We start from the raw sequence: 16,237 nt of genomic DNA on the forward strand, positions 1-16,237 counted from the left end.
TTTCCCCCCTTCCGTTCATCTGCGGTCTGCGAGTTCGACCCAACTCAGCGGCTCCGGTCCGACATACAGGGCAGATGGCCGAATGATCCGGTTACCTTCCCGCTGCTCGATAATATGGGCGGACCATCCGCTAATACGCGATAGAACGAATAAAGGGGTAAATAAATCCGTCGGTATGCCCAGAAAACGATAAGCCGAAGCACTGTAAAAATCGAGGTTCGGAAACAACTGCCGCTCGCGCTGCATCACTTCTTCAATTCGTTCCGAAACCGGATAGAGACGAGTGTCTCCCGCTTCCTTGGACAATGTAGCAGACCAAAGCTTAATAATGTCGGAGCGGGGATCGGAGATAGAATAGACGCGATGTCCAAAGCCCATAACCAGTTGCCTCTGCTCAAGCAGCTGCAAGACGCCCTTTTCCGCTTCATCCGCATCGGTAAAACGCTCGATCAGTTCCATTGCAGCTTCATTGGCACCTCCGTGCAAAGGGCCGCGGAGTGTCCCGATTCCTGTTGTGATTGAGGAGTAGAAGTCAGAGAGCGTTGAAGCTGTCACTCGTGCAGCGAAAGTTGAAGCGTTGAATTCATGCTCTGCATACAAGATTAAACTGACATCGAGCGTTTCCTCATGAAGCTCGCTTGGCGGTCTTCCGTGCAGCAACTGCAAGAAATGTCCGGCGATGCTTGCGCTCTCCGGTGCCTCGGTGTCGATGCGCAACCCGCTAGTGTGAAAATGATGCCAATACAGGAGCAGCGATGTACCGCAAGCGAGCAGCCTGTCAGCAATTTGCCGGGGCCCCCGATCGGCTGTCTCCGGTTCGAATGCGGCTAGCGCGGAAATGCCGGTTCGGAGCACATCCATCGGCTGCATCGTTGCAGGAAGATGCTCCAACAGCGATCGCAAGCCATCCGGCAATCTGCGGAGCCGATTAAGCTTCAGCTTGTAGCCTAACAGCTCATCTTCATCTGGCAGCCTGCCATAGAGCAGTAAATAAGCGGTCTCCTCAAATGTGCCGTAATGAGCTAAATCATGGATGGAATAACCGCGGTAAGTGAGTCCTTTGCCTTCTTTGCCCACCGTCGATATCGCCGTCTCACCGGCAATCGTGTTCGCCAATCCTCCGGATTTACGAGCCGTCATCCCCGCTCTCCCCCTTTGTACCGTACAACTGGTCTAGCTTCTGTTCATAACTGTAATAGTGCAGATAGTCATAGAGCTCCTCACGGGTCTGCATCGCCGGCAGCGCTTGAAGCTGCGTTCCCTCTTTGCGAATCGTTTCGTAGACCTGGACAGCAGCGGCGTTCATCGCCCGGAAAGCGGATAATGGATACAACACCATGCTGACACCATATGCGGACAATTCCCCAGTCTTGAAAAGCGGCGTTTTACCAAACTCCGTCATATTGGCGAGTATGGGCACGTTCACCGCCTCCGCGAATCGGCTGTACTGCGCAAGCTCTGTTACCGCTTCGGGGAAAAGCATATCCGCCCCAGCTTCTACATACGCGGATGCCCGTTCGATCGCTGACTCCAGACCTTCACCGGCAAGCGCGTCTGTCCGGGCCATGATGACCAATTCATTATCCGCTCTTGCATCTACTGCCGCTTTAATGCGATCTACCATCTCCGCTTGGCTGACAATCGCTTTATTGGGACGATGCCCGCACCGTTTGGCCGCGACCTGATCCTCAATATGAATGGCGGCCGCACCCGCCCGGCTCAGCTCGCGAACGGTGCGGGCAATTTGGAATGCCCCGCCAAAGCCTGTATCCGCGTCTACAAGTATGGGAAGCTCTGTAGCAGCACTGATACGGCGTACATCCTCGGCAACGTCACCCAACGTCGTAATGCCGAGATCGGGCAAGCCAAATGAGGCATTCGCCACACCGGCTCCCGATACATACAAAGCCCGAAAACCAGCCCGCTCAGCAAGTTTGGCCGCATAAGCATGTATAACTCCTGCAATCTGCAGCGGATGTTCCGCTGCGACGCCTTCTCGAAACCGCTGCCCCGGTGATCGGTTCATGCTGCCTCGCCGCCTTCCCTACTAGGATCGCAGCAGTTGGCCGCTGATGACGATCCGGTGGATTTCATTCGTTCCTTCATAAATTTGCGTCACTTTGGCATCCCGGAACAAACGTTCGGCACCCGTGATTTCAAGACATCCATCCATTCCAAGCATCCTTACGGCTGCTCCCGCAATGCGAACAGCTGCGTCCGATGCATACAGCTTCGCCATCGAAGACTCCTTCGTGCAGCGGATTCCTTCCTGCCGCATGGAAGCAGCCCGATAGACGAGCAGCTTTGCCGCTTCCGCGATGGCTGCGAGTTCAGCAAGCTCCCCCTGAGCCTGCCGCGCTGACGCACTACGGATTGCTTTGCCCCTAAAGCGTTGCTGAATAAGCTCTAAAGCAGCTTCAGCAATTCCCAGCGCTTGGGCAGCGATACCGATTCGCCCGCCGTCGAGAGAGCCTTTCGCAATTGCAAAGCCTTGACCCTCCTCACCTAATCTTTGAGATGGAGTCAGCCGTAAATCCTGATAGACAAGCTCACAAGTATTGGAGCCGTTTAATCCCATTTTCCGTTCCTTTTTACCGATAGTCAGACCAGAAAAACCATCCTCTACGAGAAATGCGGTAATGCCTCGAGCCCCTTCCGAAGGATCCGTAACGGCAAAAGTCAAATAAAGCTGGGCAGCACCCGCATTCGTAATAAACAGCTTCGTACCATTCAACACATAATCTTGACCATCGCGAACCGCTTTCGTCTGAATTGCGGCTGCGTCCGATCCGGCCTGCGGCTCGGTTAGCGCAAATGCGCCAAGCCAGCTTCCGCCCGCAAGCCTGTTCAAATAGCTCTCTTGCTGTTGCTGCGTTCCGTAATGCAAAATCGGCAGCGTGCAAACCGAGGAGTGCACGGACAAAATAACGCCCACCGCTGCACTCGCCTTCGATATTTCATGAATAGCAATGATATAGGAGATGAAGTCGCTGCCGAGACCGCCCCAACGCTTCGGGATTGGAATACCTAGCCAGCCTCTGTCGCCCATCTTCTTTACAAGCGAGGAAGGAAATTGTTCATCCTTTTCCATTTGCGCGACACATGGTGAGATTTCCTCACTGGCAAACCGTCTGACTTCATCCCGAAGGAGCTGCTGCTCTATCGTCAATCGAAGATCCACCAGCACCCCTCCTCCCAGCAGACGAGTAATGTATTCCCTTGATGTGTGGAATGGCGGCGATGCAGCATGATCATAACAGATTTCAATTGTACGTATAAAAGCCTCTGCCCGTTTTCTTTCCCAGCCAGCCTGCCTGCACATAACTGCGCAGCAACGGACAAGGTCTATATTTGCTGTCTCCAAAGCCTTCATGCAGCGTCTCCATAATAGCCAAGCAAGTGTCCAGCCCGATAAAATCTGCCAGCTTCAGCGGCCCCATCGGATGATTCATGCCAAGCAGCATAATTTGATCAACCGCTTCCGGTGTTGCCACGCCTTCATATACGGCGTATATCGCTTCGTTGATCATCGGCATCAGCACCCGGTTGGACACGAAGCCGGGAAAGTCCCGTACCGGTACGGCGGTTTTTCCAATGGCCTGTGTTAAAGCTGTGATGATCTCGAATGTTTCATCTGAAGTAGCAAGACCGCGAATAACTTCTACAAGCGGCATGACCGGCACCGGGTTCATGAAATGCATCCCGATGACGCGGTGTGCCCGCTTTGTTACAGCGGCCAACTCCGTAACAGGCAAGGAAGACGTATTGGTTGCCAAAATCGTATGCGGACTGCAAAGCATATCCAATTCCGCAAAAATCCGCTTTTTCAAATCAAGCCGCTCCGGTGCGGCTTCGATGACAAGCTCTGCATCATGAAGCTGCTCCAGATCAGCGGTTAGCGACAGCCGCGTTAACGTCAAAGCCGCTGCTTCCTCGTTCATTCGTCCTTTGTCCACAAGCCGATTTAAGTTGGCCTCAATGACTGCATACCCTTTTGCTGCCAACTGCGCATCAATATCATAGAGGACCACAGAGAAACCGTGTACGGCAAATACTTGAGCGATCCCTCCGCCCATTTGCCCGGCGCCGATGACCCCGATGCGAGAAATGCTCATAGCCTTTCCGTTCCCTTCGAGCAAACCGTATCACCCCTCTACGCGGAGCAATAGGGCATCCCCCTGCGCACCGCCGCTGCATATGGCAGCTACGCCTAGTCCGCCGCCGCGCCGCCTAAGCTCTTGGATTAACGTCCACACGATGCGGGCTCCGCTGGCCCCGATGGGATGACCGTACGCAATGGCTCCACCGTTGACATTCACTTTATTCGTCTGCCAGCCGAGCAGCTTGCCGCAAGTAAGCGTGACTGCTGCAAAAGCTTCGTTGACTTCAATGAGATCGATCGCTGCCAGCGACACTCCCGTTTGCTTGAATAGCTTTTGTATAGCTAGTGCCGGAGCTTCCGCTAACCGGTGCGGTTCAAGGCTGACAGCAGCATGACTGACGATCTCCGCAAGCGGCTTATGCCCTCCGCGCAAAGCGGCAGCTTTATTCATGACGAGGACCGCAGCCGCACCGTCATTAACGCCCGGCGCATTGCCCGCTGTAACCGTCCCGCTAGATTCGCCGATCGGCCTCAGCTTCGATAACTGTACCGCGTCCGTATTGGGCCGTGGACATTCATCCGTATCCGGTGCGCCTGGAAGTGCGGCAACGGATACAATCTCCTCTGCTGCAATGCCCCGCTTCATGGCTGCAACAGCAAGCTGCTGACTGCGCAGCGCCCATTCGTCCTGCTCTGTCCGGCTAATACCGAATTGCTTGGCGGCATCATTCCCATAGACAGCCATGGCCACTTGATCGAACGGGCAATGCAGGCCGTCCCGGTGCATCAGATCAATCAGGGACCGATCGCCCATTCTGGCGCCCCATCGGGCATCTGGAAGCGCATACGGCGCATTGCTCATACTTTCCATTCCGCCTGCGACGAGCAGATTAGCATCTCCGCAGCGTATCATTTGATGCGCCAGTGTAATGGCCCGCATACCAGAAGCACATACTTTGTTTACGGTCTCAGACGGCGTACTCCAAGACAATCCTGCTAGTATAGCCGCCTGTCTAGCCGGATTTTGACCTGCACCCGCTTGCAGAACCATCCCCATCAGAACACCTTCGACATCGTTTCGTGCAATTTGGCCGTTGCTTTGCAGCGCCCCGTCAATCGCCGCCGCGCCCAATTGAACCGCCTTTGCTTGCTTCAGTATGCCGCCCAGCTTGCCAAACGGCGTTCGGGCTCCGCCGACGATGACCGAATTGTGCAAGCCATCTCCCCCTTACTCGGTTTGACCGGTCAGGATACTTGAGCTGCTCGCAAGCTCCATTCCGCCTGTTGCAAAATCCGACTCGAGACATTTGGCGTCGCGCAGCATCCGCTCAACCCCATATTCCTTCATATAACCGTACCCGCCGAATAGCTGAACCGCCTCCAACGTTACGGCAATCGCCGTCTGTGCTGATATTTTGCGCGCAATCGCCGCCTCCCTCGCGCAGACCATCTCGTTGCTCATGCGCCAGGCCGCTTGATAGACGAGAAGCCGCGCCGCCTCCACTTGCGTCAGCATATCCGCAAGCTTAAAGGCGATTCCTTGCTGCCGGGTAATCGGCTTACCGAACTGCTTGCGCGTTTTGGAATAATCCACAGCGGCGCTAAGCGCACCCCGGGCGACGCCTACCGCTTGGGCAGCGGCCCCAATATTGCCGATTTCAGCGGCAGAGACGGCCATCGCTCGCCCTTGGCCAAAACGGCCTAATTGGTCGGTTTCAGCGCTTACCCGGCAATTCTCAAATCGAAGCGAGCCTGTGCTGACACCTTTAAGACCTATCTTGGCGGCGCCGGGAATGATATGAAAGCCGGGCCTCCCCTTTTCGATCGCAAAGGCGGTAAGCCTCCCCTGTTTCGCTCCCTCTTTATGAATGCGGACAAATAAAATGACCAGATCGGCCGTCCCCGCATTAATAGCCCTATGGGCGATGCCATTTAATCTATAACCGCCCTGCAGTGCATCAGGCTCTGCAAGGAGCGTATCTTCGTTCAGCGGCGCAGCGAATCCGCCGAGACTACCTCCCTCTGCTAATGCAGCAAGCCTGCTGTTGAACTTCCCGTTACGGCCGAGATTGGCATGACACCGAATCGGCCACACGGCAAAGCTGGTATGAGCCGCCAGCATTGCCGCCGAAGAAGGACAGGCGGCTGCCAGCTCCTCCAGCACAATTGCATAGTCAAGCATATTGCCGCCAGCTCCGCCGTATTGCTCCTCCAGCGGGATCGCTGTCAGCCCCATGCCCGCCATCTTTTCCCAAACTTTCCGCTCCACAACGCCACGTTCATCCCGCTCCCGCGCGAAGGGCGCAAGCTCCTTCTCCGCGAAGACACGAACAGCCGCCCGCAACATTTCCGTTTCCTCGCTTAGCTGGAAGTGCATCTCCCACCCCCTTCATCGCTGTAACATCTCCGGTGGACAAGGATCGACGGTATTTGCGGATGATATAGGATATGAAACGGACAATCGTAAAAATAACCCGTTGCAGGCATAAAAAAATAGAGGGCATGCGCCCTCTATCTGTCAGCTTTTACGCCAATATTAATTTCAAGCCTTCGATTTTCAGCTGATCCATGCGGATCACCCAATTTTTGAACGATTCATAGGTTTCCTCGGATAAACCGAACAGCTCCTGCAGCTTTCTCGCCAGCTGCTTCTCATCGTCGTTGTAATCCCCATCGGCGAATACCAGCAGCAATATTTCTGCGAAAAAAATACGCTTCACTTGTTCATCCTTTAAATTCCCGATGATTTCTTTAACGTCCCGATGATCCTGGCACTGATAGTCCGCTTCCGAGATGTTCATCTCATCCATAAACAGCCGGATGTGGTCCTTTTCCTTCTTGTTTACGAAGCCGTCAGCCCGTGCCACCCGATTCGCCAAATCCAGAAATGCTATTTTATGTTCCATATGATGAAGAAAGTGCAAAAACATTAGCGTTCACGCTCCTATGTCGAAATTAAATGTCTGTGTATGGTTTCGACGCGCGGATTCGCATTTCCTACTCTCAGGAACAGATTTATTAAACTATTCCACCTGTTTCTCCAGAAAACGATTTATTTCCGGGGTTTGCAAGTTATTGCTGGCATCCAACAGCTTCAGCAGGCTCTGTATCGAAGAGAGGAACACGCTGCCGCCGTTGCCTTTATTGACCGCTGCCTCATAGGCCGCTCGAACTTTAGGATTAATGGCTGTCTCGCCTTTTGGACCAAAGCTGTCATAGACCGGTGTATTGCTCGCGCCGTAAAACGTCCGGGATTTCAGAAGCTGGAAATGCTCTTTAACAACCTTCGCCCGGTTCGATTTCGGATACTGCTTCAGAAAAGTTTCCAACGCTGTCGTACGTGAGATCAGATCATCCCACCCGATTACAATGGCACCATCGAAAGCTACAGGTTTGTTGGAAGCGACCGCCATTAAATCAATATAAGACGCTATATCTTTGTTGATATGGCTCTGGAATTGCTTAAAGCTCTGATAATGCATGACCGGGTAATACATCCCCTCGCTCGTCTCCAGCTTATATCCCTTGTCTCTGGCTTCGATTAGCAGAGCTTTCGTTTTCGCATCCGTTGTTGCTCCAATTAGCGCATCCAGCTCAATTCCTTTTTTACGAAACGCTTTATCCAGTTCCTTCTGAATATTTTGCGGGTAAAGCTTTTCGGAAAAAGCGGGCAAATGAGCGAGCTGTGCATTCTCCAGATGCAGCGTCATGATTGTCGCCTGTGTTTTGCTTACCCGGGTAATGTTATTAATCAGATACGCACGCGCCTTCGCCAATGTCGCAGGCTTGCTCACATATTTTTCGAATTGCTTGTAGATGGAAGCTGCAACGCTGGCATTAACAGCGCCATTAGCCGTTGCGGAAGCTGCTGCTGCATGGAGCGGACTTTTTGCAATAACGGCTGTACCAGCCGTCAGCGAAAGCGCCAAACCTAATACGAGTGTCTTTTTCAATAGTTGATGGGGTTGATTGAATGCTTTCATTTGGAAAGTCCTCCTTTATCACCTGCGTTTGCAGGCTTCGTACATTTACAGACGCACGAGGCGCCTCGAAGGTTACGGTTTTTATCCAATTTTACAAATCCCTATCATTTCCTCCTATAAAAAAGAAGCCCTCTCATCGAAGGCTCCTGCTAGACTTGCCAAGTGAATAAATTATGGAATGTATTGCTGTACGATACGGACCACTTTACCGTCTTTTACCGTGATATGATAAGGGAAATCTTTCAGCTTGATTGATTCGTCCTTGTTGAAATGCTCGGCAAATGACGCTAGCGAAATTTGCTCATCCCATACAATGTCCGCCTCTGCGGCATGGCCGGTGCGATCATAGATCTGCATCAAAACGACAGCGTCATCGGCGATAGGGAGTGTTTTTACGGATGTATCGTCGTTAATAATATAATAACCATCCGGCGGAGCGTCCAAACCGGAGTCTCCTTCTCTTTCTATGAACTTGGCCGTCGCAGCGTCGCCTTCATACCATTCTATCGAATCGAAATCTAGCGCATAGCCTTTATCTGAATGGACAAGCCGGTCCACATAACCAGTCTCCATACTTGGTGTCTGAACGACAGGCGCATAATCACGGCTTCCGGCTACAGCTAGACTTACAGAGGTTAAGCAAACAATTGCAACGAGGGCAAACATCGTATATTTTTTCATCGGAACAGCCGCTCCTTCTAAGTGGGTGTAAATTTATATTCGTCTTGTATATAGAATATAACGTGCATGGGCTGCAAGAAGTTACAAAAAAGCTACAGTCTATAAAAAAGATTTATCAAACGAACTTTATGCCCTTAGATAGGAGACATGTACCTGTCGTAGCTAGGCCCAATCTCCGTCGCTTTCCCGTCTGCAATCGATAGGAACACGACATTTTCCCCTTCAAATCCCATCCACTTATAGCCGACAAGAAAGCCGCCCTCTGTCGCAGCCGCAAACAGAAACGAGAATTGCTCCGCCACAATGACGCCCCCGTCATCCACCCGCCATGTAGAAAACTCGTCATAGGTAGCGGGAAAATCATGAAACACCCATTTCTCGTCACTGCTGAAAGCCAGGCTTGCGAGCATATCATCGCCTTCCCGGGCGAATACCACGAGATAGGCTCGTTGATCATTACCCATCTGCTGCAAAGGCGAAACCGATTCAACTTTGCGGCCCTTAAGTTCCTCGATATCAGATTTCAAAGTCTCTGACTCCGTCTGCTTATCGGCTAAGCTGAGCGGGAGCAGCATACTTTCGTTAATCAGACCTTTATCTATAATAAAATAGCTCTCGTTATCGGTTGCGTTGCCTTCGGTGACCTCATACAGCCACCCTTTCCTTTGGTCGAAGTTTTGCGAGGTCTGTCTTCCGTTATCCTCAGCCGTAGCTTCCTGACTCCCTGCAAACGAAACGGAAACGACGCGGCCTTGATCTCCAATTGCAATTAAATCGCCTTTAGGCGGCTCTCCGCCGCCGTCCCATTCGGCAAGCAGCTTGTCGCCCGAGTGATTGGCAAATGCGAAAATCCCTTTTGAAAGATCAGTAAGATCTGCAAGCTTGTCGGGAGGTTTGGGCGTTTCTGACGGCTCCAGTGATGGCGTCTGCGTTAATGAAGGTGTCGGTGTTTCATTGCTTGCAGATGCTGTCGGCGATGGCGAAACGCTACTTGTTCCTTTAGAACTCGTTGCCGTGCACCCCGATAGAACAAATACTGCTGCAAATAAAGCGATCCATAATTTTCTCAATCCAATCCCCCCGGCCATTCAATCCTGCGTTAATTACCCATCTTAGACGAGATAAGCTGGAAAAAGGGTGCAGCTCCGCTCACTCACAGTTTATACAACTCTGCCCCACTTCTGTCTAAACAATTCGTAAATAGAACCATATACGAGTCCGTTAATAGCGCCCGAGAATGCAAATATCGCTTCGTCCAAGCTTAAGCTTGCTTTGAATGAAACGCCCATTAATAGTTCAAGCATTACGATAGCTCCATAACCTGCAACCATATGTACAACAATGCGATAAAATGCAGTTAAGGAATCGCTTTTCCGAATGATGCCATGAATGAGCAGCGATAGCGGTACGCCGACTACAGTCGTCATCACAAAACAAAACATACAGACTATAAGTACAGCTCCAAAATTGAAAGAAAATAATGAAATAATTACAGCACTGGCCATACTGCCCGTAAAGATCGAAATCGCAATGGCGGCTACCTTATCATCGATACGCATCTTGTTCCCTCCCATTCCGTAACACCCCCCGCGTATGTGCGGCGTTTTGTTACATCTTATCAATGGGAACGGCCATGCGAACAGTTCTATCTTTCATAGTCCCTCTAGGAGTTATTTCTGGTATCATTGTATCTATACGACATATTTCGAAGGAAGATTGATCCCCATGAGCTTTATCGTTTCCAAACGAGTCATCAAGCTGCTATGCGGAAATGAAGCCTATAACGAAGGTGAGCATTTCGCCAGCCAACATAAAGTCGCTATGATTATGAGCGACCCCGATTCCCATCATTACAAAGCCGAGGTTGCCGGCGGCGGCAGCCGTTACCGCGTTAACGCGGAGATTGACACGAACGGAGACGTGCACGCCACTTGCAATTGCCCGCCCTTTTATTCGCGTTCTACTTATTGCAAACATATAGCGGCTCTATTAATTCATCTTCATAACGAGGCGGAAAAAAGCTTCGTGCCTGTTCGCGCCTTCCCATCGCTGCTTCATCCAGAACCTCAAGAAGACCGGTCTGCGGCTTTAACCGCGCGATATACGGATGAGGAGCAAGCGGCGGACAGCATCATTCAATTGTTTGAAAATAAGCGGCTCCCGGCCAGCGGTGCCGGCCGCCTGTTTGATACACGGACTCCTCTCGAGGTAGAGTTTGCCGTCCAGACGGTTCCCTACGGCAATCGCCGGCATGTACTTGGCATTGAGCTGAAAGTCGGACCCAAACGATTGTACATCGTTCAGCAAATGCAAGATTTTCTAAAGCGGCTGGAGCAGAGACAGCCTTATATCTTTACGAAAAGCTTCGTTTACGATCCCGAACAGCACTGCTTCCGGCCCGAGCAGGACGCCATCCTGCAGCTATTGATCCAGATTACCAAGCAGGATCAGCTGCTTCGCGGATCGTCCATGACAACTCGCAAATCAACTTCCGGCAATGATCGAATGCTTCTTATTCCGCCATTATGGTGGAATGCTGCCCTGCCTTTGTTCACCAGCTCCCCAGGAGTTTTACTTGTGCACGACTATGGTATCGCGGATGGTATACGGGTTAGCGATAAGGCACTGCCTGTGAAGTTTCAGTTCGACCAGTCGGAACGGCAATCTGATTCCGGAGGTTATCAGTTGACAGCCGACGGACTGGAGCAGCTAACCGTACTCGGCGATTACGGCGCTGTCATAGGCGCAGACGGCGAGCTGTTCCAGCTGCCGCCCGAGCAGCTCGCAAGATTGTCCGAGCTGCAGCTCATGCTGGAGAGTGCATTCAAAGGACAAGTACAGATTGCCGCTCCGCTTATTGAGCCTTTTATGGAAAAGGTCGTACCCGGGTTGATGAAGCTGGGATCTGTCCATATCGCAGAGCCGGTCGCCGAGAAAATTGTGCACACGCCGCTTAAAGCGAAGCTGTTCCTCGACCGCGTAAAGGACCGGCTGCTGGCGGCGCTTGAATTCCACTATGGGGAAATCGTCATTAATCCGCTGGAGGCGGATTCCGGCCGCTCCCGATCCACCGACCGCATACTGATGCGCGACGGTGAGCAGGAACGGCGGATATTAGAGCTGATGGATGGTAGCGGCTTCCTGAAGACCGAAAGCGGCTACGTCACAGCCGAAGAAGAAACGGAATATCACTTTCTCTATCATATCGTTCCGCAATTGGAGAAGTTGCTGAGAGTATATGCGACGACAGCCGTCAAGATCAGGCTGCATACGGGTTCCATTCCTCCGAAAATATCGGTTCGCTCCGATGAACGTATGCACTGGCTGCAGTTCACCTTCTCGATAGACGGTATTCCAGAGTCAGAAATTCGCGAGGTTATTCAATCTGTGGAGGAGAAACGCCGCTACTACCGGCTGCCGAGCGGGGCTTTAATGCCGCTTGAGCAGGAGCAGCTGCTTGCGATGATTCGCGTATTGAACGAGGTGGGCATACGCTCCGGCGATTTGGACGGCAACGGTGTTCGTCTGCCGATCGTCCGCGGCCTTCCGCTCATTGATGCCGATACATCGGCCGGAGGCGTCGTCAAGCTCGATAAAAACCTGCGAGAGCTGCTGGAACATCTGCGTAACCCGGATCATTTCGAATTTGAGCTTCCGGACGGGCTTAACGCGACACTAAGGGAGTATCAGAAATTTGGCTTCCAGTGGATGAAGACGCTGGCGCATTATCGTTTCGGGGGGATATTAGCCGATGATATGGGACTGGGGAAAACGGTACAAAGCATCGCGTATCTGCTCTCCGTCATTCCACATATTCGCGAGGAGAAGAAGCCGGCGCTGATCGTCTGCCCCGCTTCCCTCGTCTACAATTGGCGCAACGAGCTGGAGCGGTTCGCTCCTGAGATCAACGTCATCGTCGCAGACGGCACAAAAGCGGAGCGGTTCGCTTTTATCGACAATGCCTCGGACGGAGCCGCCGACATTTTCATTACCTCTTATCCGCTGCTGCGGATGGATATCGAACGGTATGCGCGGCAAAAATTCCATACGCTAATTGTCGATGAAGCACAGTTTTTCAAAAATCATTTGACGCAAACCGCGCAGGCCGTCAAACTGCTGAATGCCGATTACCGCTTCGCTCTCTCCGGCACGCCGGTCGAGAATCGGCTGGAGGAGCTATGGTCGATCTTCGAAGCTGTATTTCCAGCGTTGCTGCCGGACCGCAAGACGTTTAACGACATGTCGCCGGAGCTTATTGCGAAGCGCATACGGCCGTTTCTGCTGCGCAGACGGAAAGCTGACGTGTTGAAGGAACTGCCGGAAAAAATCGAAACGCAGCAAGTATCCGAGCTGCTGCCGGATCAGAAGCGGCTGTATGCCGCCTACTTGGCCAAGCTCAAGCAAGATACGCTTAAGCATTTGAATGATAAAACGTTTGAGCGCAACAAAATTAAGATTTTAGCCGGATTGACCCGGCTTCGTCAGCTATGTCTCCACCCCGCCCTGTTTGTCGAAGACTATGCTGGCGGCTCTGCCAAGCTGGAGCAATTGCTTGAATTAATTGAGGAGTGCCGGGCTTCCGGTCGCCGCTTGCTTATTTTCTCGCAGTTTACTGGCATGCTGAGCATTATTGGCCGCGAGCTTTCTTCAACGGGTATGCCGTTCTTTTATCTTGATGGACAGACGCCAGCTGCAGATCGGGTTGAGCTATGCAACCGATTCAACGAAGGCGAACGAGACTTGTTTCTCATTTCGCTCAAAGCAGGCGGAACCGGTCTGAATCTGACAGGAGCAGATACCGTCATTCTGTATGATTTATGGTGGAATCCGGCTGTGGAGCAGCAGGCTGCCGACCGTGCCCATCGCATGGGGCAGAAAAACGTCGTCCAAGTCGTCCGGCTGATCTCGCAAGGAACCGTCGAGCAGAAAATGTACGAGCTGCAGCAAAAGAAGCTGAACTTGCTGGATAATCTTGTACAACCTGGCGAAGAAGCGCTATCCGCACTATCGGAGCAGGATATCCGCGAGCTTCTGCAAATAGGAGTCTAGAGGTGAACAGCGTTGCCGGGCGGCAGCGCTGTTTGTCATTTTGCCGCTCAACGCAAAAAAAATCAGCCAGTAAACTGGCTGATGCTATGGTCCGCCAAGCCGCTCCCGGCGCTGCATGACGGAATTGTTCCCTTACGGTTGCGAGAATACGATTTCCACTTCATCACGATTTTGATACAGCTGCCAGTACTTCTCTGCAATCACATCCGGATCATAGAACGTGTCCTTCGCGACGTAGCCGCCGATCGTAACGGTGCCAACGTACACGCCATGCGGCTTCAATTCCTCCGCCAGCGAATAAGCGAATGAGCGGACACCCGCTTTGCCGATTGATAAAGCGGAGTAAGCAGCATTCGGATAAATACCGAAACCGCCGCCTGTAATCAAGATCGTGCCTTCCTTGCGGTCGACGAATCCAGGAGCAACTTGCCGGACACTGGACAAGGCGCCTACGACATTGACCTTGAATTCCTCGATCAATCGCTCTTCCTCAAGCTCCGAAGGCTGTCCGGACGAGATGACGGCTGCGTTATAGACAAGAACATCCGGTTCTCCATGATGCGCCCTGATGACTCGGAACGCTTCGGCGATGGAAGCTGGGTTCCCGGCATCTCCGGTTACACCAAAAGCTTCAACGCCTTGCTCCTTAAGCGCACTGGATTGCTCCTCCAGCGACGATTCCCTGCGCGCAACAAGCCCGATGCGAAATCCGTTGTCTCCGAATTTGCGGGCCACTGCTGCACTTACTCCAGAGCCTGCACCGACGATTACGACTAGCGGTTTACTCATATCTCTACACTCCCTTGCATCATTTTCTATAACTTACCATTCCCATCGGAATTAATCTAATAGAAAATTTGAGAGTTCGATTATATTTTTCAATGCAAGTCCGACTAAGCAGCCATCATAAGACTGAAGGAATCAACACTACCAGGACCAGTAAGCTGCAATACTGCTTGCTCTTGTCTAGCCTGCTGCAGCTGCAGCGCCTTATTCTGCATGACGCCAACTGCAATGGCTGCGTGTGAAGCATCGTGTTGAACGAGTGAGATCAGCGTTTGAACATCGTTCAACTGGTATGCAGCAGCCAGTGAACGAATGTAGAGCTTCATCCCCTCTTCCTTCGATTCCGGCAGCCCTTCGTTTAGAAGCTCCTTCCGAATGGCGGAAACCGATCTGCGGGCCCGGTGCAGTGCGGCTTTCACGGCACCCGTACTCGTCTGAAGAAGGCTTGCGGCAGCATCAATGGAATACCCCATCGCTTCCCGCAGAACGAATACAAGCAGCTGCAAAGGAGACAAATGCTTCTGAAGCACCTGCAATACCGCTTCGATCTCGACGAAATCATCCTCCGCCCTCACATCAGCCACATGGCTATCTGGTTCCAATCGGGTAATTCTTGCTTTTCTCCGAACCCGGTCTACCCATGTCGTGCGTGCAATGCGCAGCAGATAAGCTTCCGCATTCGCATGACCCTCGCCATAGATCTTGCCGATTGCCTTCAGCCAAGTCTCCTGTGCCAAATCCTCAGCTTCCTGACGGGAAGCGGTAATCGCCATGCAATATCGCCGTAATGCGGCATCCAGCAGCTTCGTTGTTTCCTCGTCCGGCTGAACAACAGGCTTTTCAAGTTCAGCTTGAATCCATCCGTTCATTCCAGCACCCCCTTATTCAGTAAACGATTTAACTGCTTCAAAAGATACGCCAGAACTTAAAATAAATGGACCGGATTTTTTTCGTAAAAGACCGTATCCTGCCCCGTCACTTAATCGTCTTCCTAGGGAAAGACAATAACGAACCTGGAGGAATGTCAGATGAGTTCATATGTCCCTTATGTGGTGGAGCAAACGAAAAACGGCGAACGCTCCTACGATATTTATTCCCGCCTGCTGAAAGACCGGATCATTTTCTTAGGGTCCGCCATCGATGACCAGACCGCAAACAGCATCATTGCGCAAATGTTGTTCTTAGCTGCAGAAGACCCTGAAAAAGAGATCTCCCTATTCATTAACAGTCCGGGAGGCTCGACGACAGCTGGCTTCGCTATCTACGATACGATGCAATTCATCAAGCCGCCCGTTCATACGATCTGTATCGGCATGGCCGCTTCCTTTGCCGCTATTCTACTGCTGGCGGGCGAAAAAGGCAATCGCTTCGCGCTGCCCAACAGCGAAATTATGATTCATCAGCCGCATGGCGGCGTACAGGGGCAAGCCTCCGATATCGCCATTAGTGCCAAACGGATACTAGAAATCCGCGCCAGATTGAACCGGATCGCCGCCGAACGGACGGGCCAGCCGCTGGAGCGGATCGACCGTGATATGGACCGTGATTACTTCATGTCTGCTCAGGAGGCAATCGAGTACGGCATGATTGATAAGATCATTACGTCGCTGTAACGAATACCGTTACGCCAATATAC

Annotated in this window: 15 protein-coding genes; 2 read left to right on the top strand and 13 right to left on the bottom strand. The window is 52.1% G+C overall.

Going from position 1 to position 16,237, the window contains the following annotated elements; genetic code table 11:
* Positions 1-15: 15 nt before the first annotated feature.
* The 11 genes from IEX98_RS13820 to IEX98_RS13870 form a co-directional block, all read right to left on the bottom strand.
* A complete protein-coding gene (locus IEX98_RS13820) occupies positions 16-1,140 on the bottom strand; it encodes a citrate/2-methylcitrate synthase (protein ID WP_188889763.1) in 1,125 nt (374 codons plus the stop codon).
* A complete protein-coding gene (prpB, locus tag IEX98_RS13825; RefSeq protein ID WP_188889764.1) occupies positions 1,127-2,026 on the bottom strand; it encodes a methylisocitrate lyase in 900 nt (299 codons plus the stop codon). Before prpB ends, IEX98_RS13820 begins: the two co-directional genes overlap by 14 nt.
* Positions 2,027-2,047: 21 nt before the next feature.
* The gene (locus tag IEX98_RS13830; protein ID WP_229692171.1) at positions 2,048-3,181 is read right to left on the bottom strand and encodes an acyl-CoA dehydrogenase family protein; all 1,134 of its coding nucleotides are present in this window, start codon (positions 3,179-3,181) and stop codon (positions 2,048-2,050) included.
* Positions 3,182-3,263: 82 nt separating this feature from the next.
* On the bottom strand, positions 3,264-4,115 hold the full coding sequence (locus IEX98_RS13835) for a 3-hydroxybutyryl-CoA dehydrogenase (RefSeq protein ID WP_188889765.1): 852 nt from the start codon (positions 4,113-4,115) through the stop codon (positions 3,264-3,266).
* A gap of 30 nt (positions 4,116-4,145) precedes the next feature.
* Positions 4,146-5,318, bottom strand: coding sequence for an acetyl-CoA C-acetyltransferase (locus IEX98_RS13840; protein ID WP_188889766.1), 1,173 nt, complete (start codon positions 5,316-5,318; stop codon positions 4,146-4,148).
* A 12-nt stretch (positions 5,319-5,330) separates the two neighbouring features.
* Complete coding sequence (locus IEX98_RS13845; protein WP_188889767.1) at positions 5,331-6,479, bottom strand: acyl-CoA dehydrogenase family protein; 1,149 nt, start codon at positions 6,477-6,479, stop codon at positions 5,331-5,333.
* Between the two features lie 148 nt (positions 6,480-6,627).
* The gene (locus IEX98_RS13850; protein ID WP_188889768.1) at positions 6,628-7,032 is read right to left on the bottom strand and encodes a TerB family tellurite resistance protein; all 405 of its coding nucleotides are present in this window, start codon (positions 7,030-7,032) and stop codon (positions 6,628-6,630) included.
* Positions 7,033-7,125: 93 nt separating this feature from the next.
* On the bottom strand, positions 7,126-8,085 hold the full coding sequence (locus IEX98_RS13855) for a hypothetical protein (protein WP_188889769.1): 960 nt from the start codon (positions 8,083-8,085) through the stop codon (positions 7,126-7,128).
* 171 nt (positions 8,086-8,256) lie between these two features.
* Complete coding sequence (locus tag IEX98_RS13860; protein ID WP_188889770.1) at positions 8,257-8,766, bottom strand: hypothetical protein; 510 nt, start codon at positions 8,764-8,766, stop codon at positions 8,257-8,259.
* A gap of 134 nt (positions 8,767-8,900) precedes the next feature.
* The gene (locus IEX98_RS13865; protein ID WP_188889771.1) at positions 8,901-9,836 is read right to left on the bottom strand and encodes a hypothetical protein; all 936 of its coding nucleotides are present in this window, start codon (positions 9,834-9,836) and stop codon (positions 8,901-8,903) included.
* Positions 9,837-9,926: 90 nt separating this feature from the next.
* The gene (locus IEX98_RS13870; RefSeq protein WP_188889772.1) at positions 9,927-10,325 is read right to left on the bottom strand and encodes a hypothetical protein; all 399 of its coding nucleotides are present in this window, start codon (positions 10,323-10,325) and stop codon (positions 9,927-9,929) included.
* 166 nt (positions 10,326-10,491) lie between these two features.
* Between IEX98_RS13870 and IEX98_RS13875 the strand changes: the two genes are divergently transcribed.
* Entirely contained in the window at positions 10,492-13,815 is a 3,324-nt protein-coding gene (locus IEX98_RS13875; RefSeq protein ID WP_188889773.1) for a DEAD/DEAH box helicase, read from the top strand.
* A 132-nt stretch (positions 13,816-13,947) separates the two neighbouring features.
* On the opposite strand, the gene IEX98_RS13880 is transcribed toward IEX98_RS13875, so the two are convergent.
* Together IEX98_RS13880 and IEX98_RS13885 are read right to left on the bottom strand one after the other, a co-directional pair.
* Positions 13,948-14,604 (bottom strand): SDR family NAD(P)-dependent oxidoreductase, encoded by a 657-nt coding sequence (locus IEX98_RS13880; RefSeq protein WP_188889774.1) that lies wholly within the window; start codon positions 14,602-14,604, stop codon positions 13,948-13,950.
* A gap of 104 nt (positions 14,605-14,708) precedes the next feature.
* Entirely contained in the window at positions 14,709-15,470 is a 762-nt protein-coding gene (locus IEX98_RS13885) for an RNA polymerase sigma factor (RefSeq protein WP_188889775.1), read from the bottom strand.
* Positions 15,471-15,629: 159 nt separating this feature from the next.
* Between IEX98_RS13885 and clpP the strand changes: the two genes are divergently transcribed.
* Positions 15,630-16,214 (top strand): ATP-dependent Clp endopeptidase proteolytic subunit ClpP, encoded by a 585-nt coding sequence (clpP, locus tag IEX98_RS13890; RefSeq protein ID WP_188889776.1) that lies wholly within the window; start codon positions 15,630-15,632, stop codon positions 16,212-16,214.
* The last annotated feature ends 23 nt before the right edge of the window (positions 16,215-16,237 follow it).

This window comes from Paenibacillus radicis (ex Gao et al. 2016) (assembly GCF_014641555.1).
Classification (GTDB): Bacteria; Bacillota; Bacilli; order Paenibacillales; family Paenibacillaceae; genus Pristimantibacillus; species Pristimantibacillus radicis.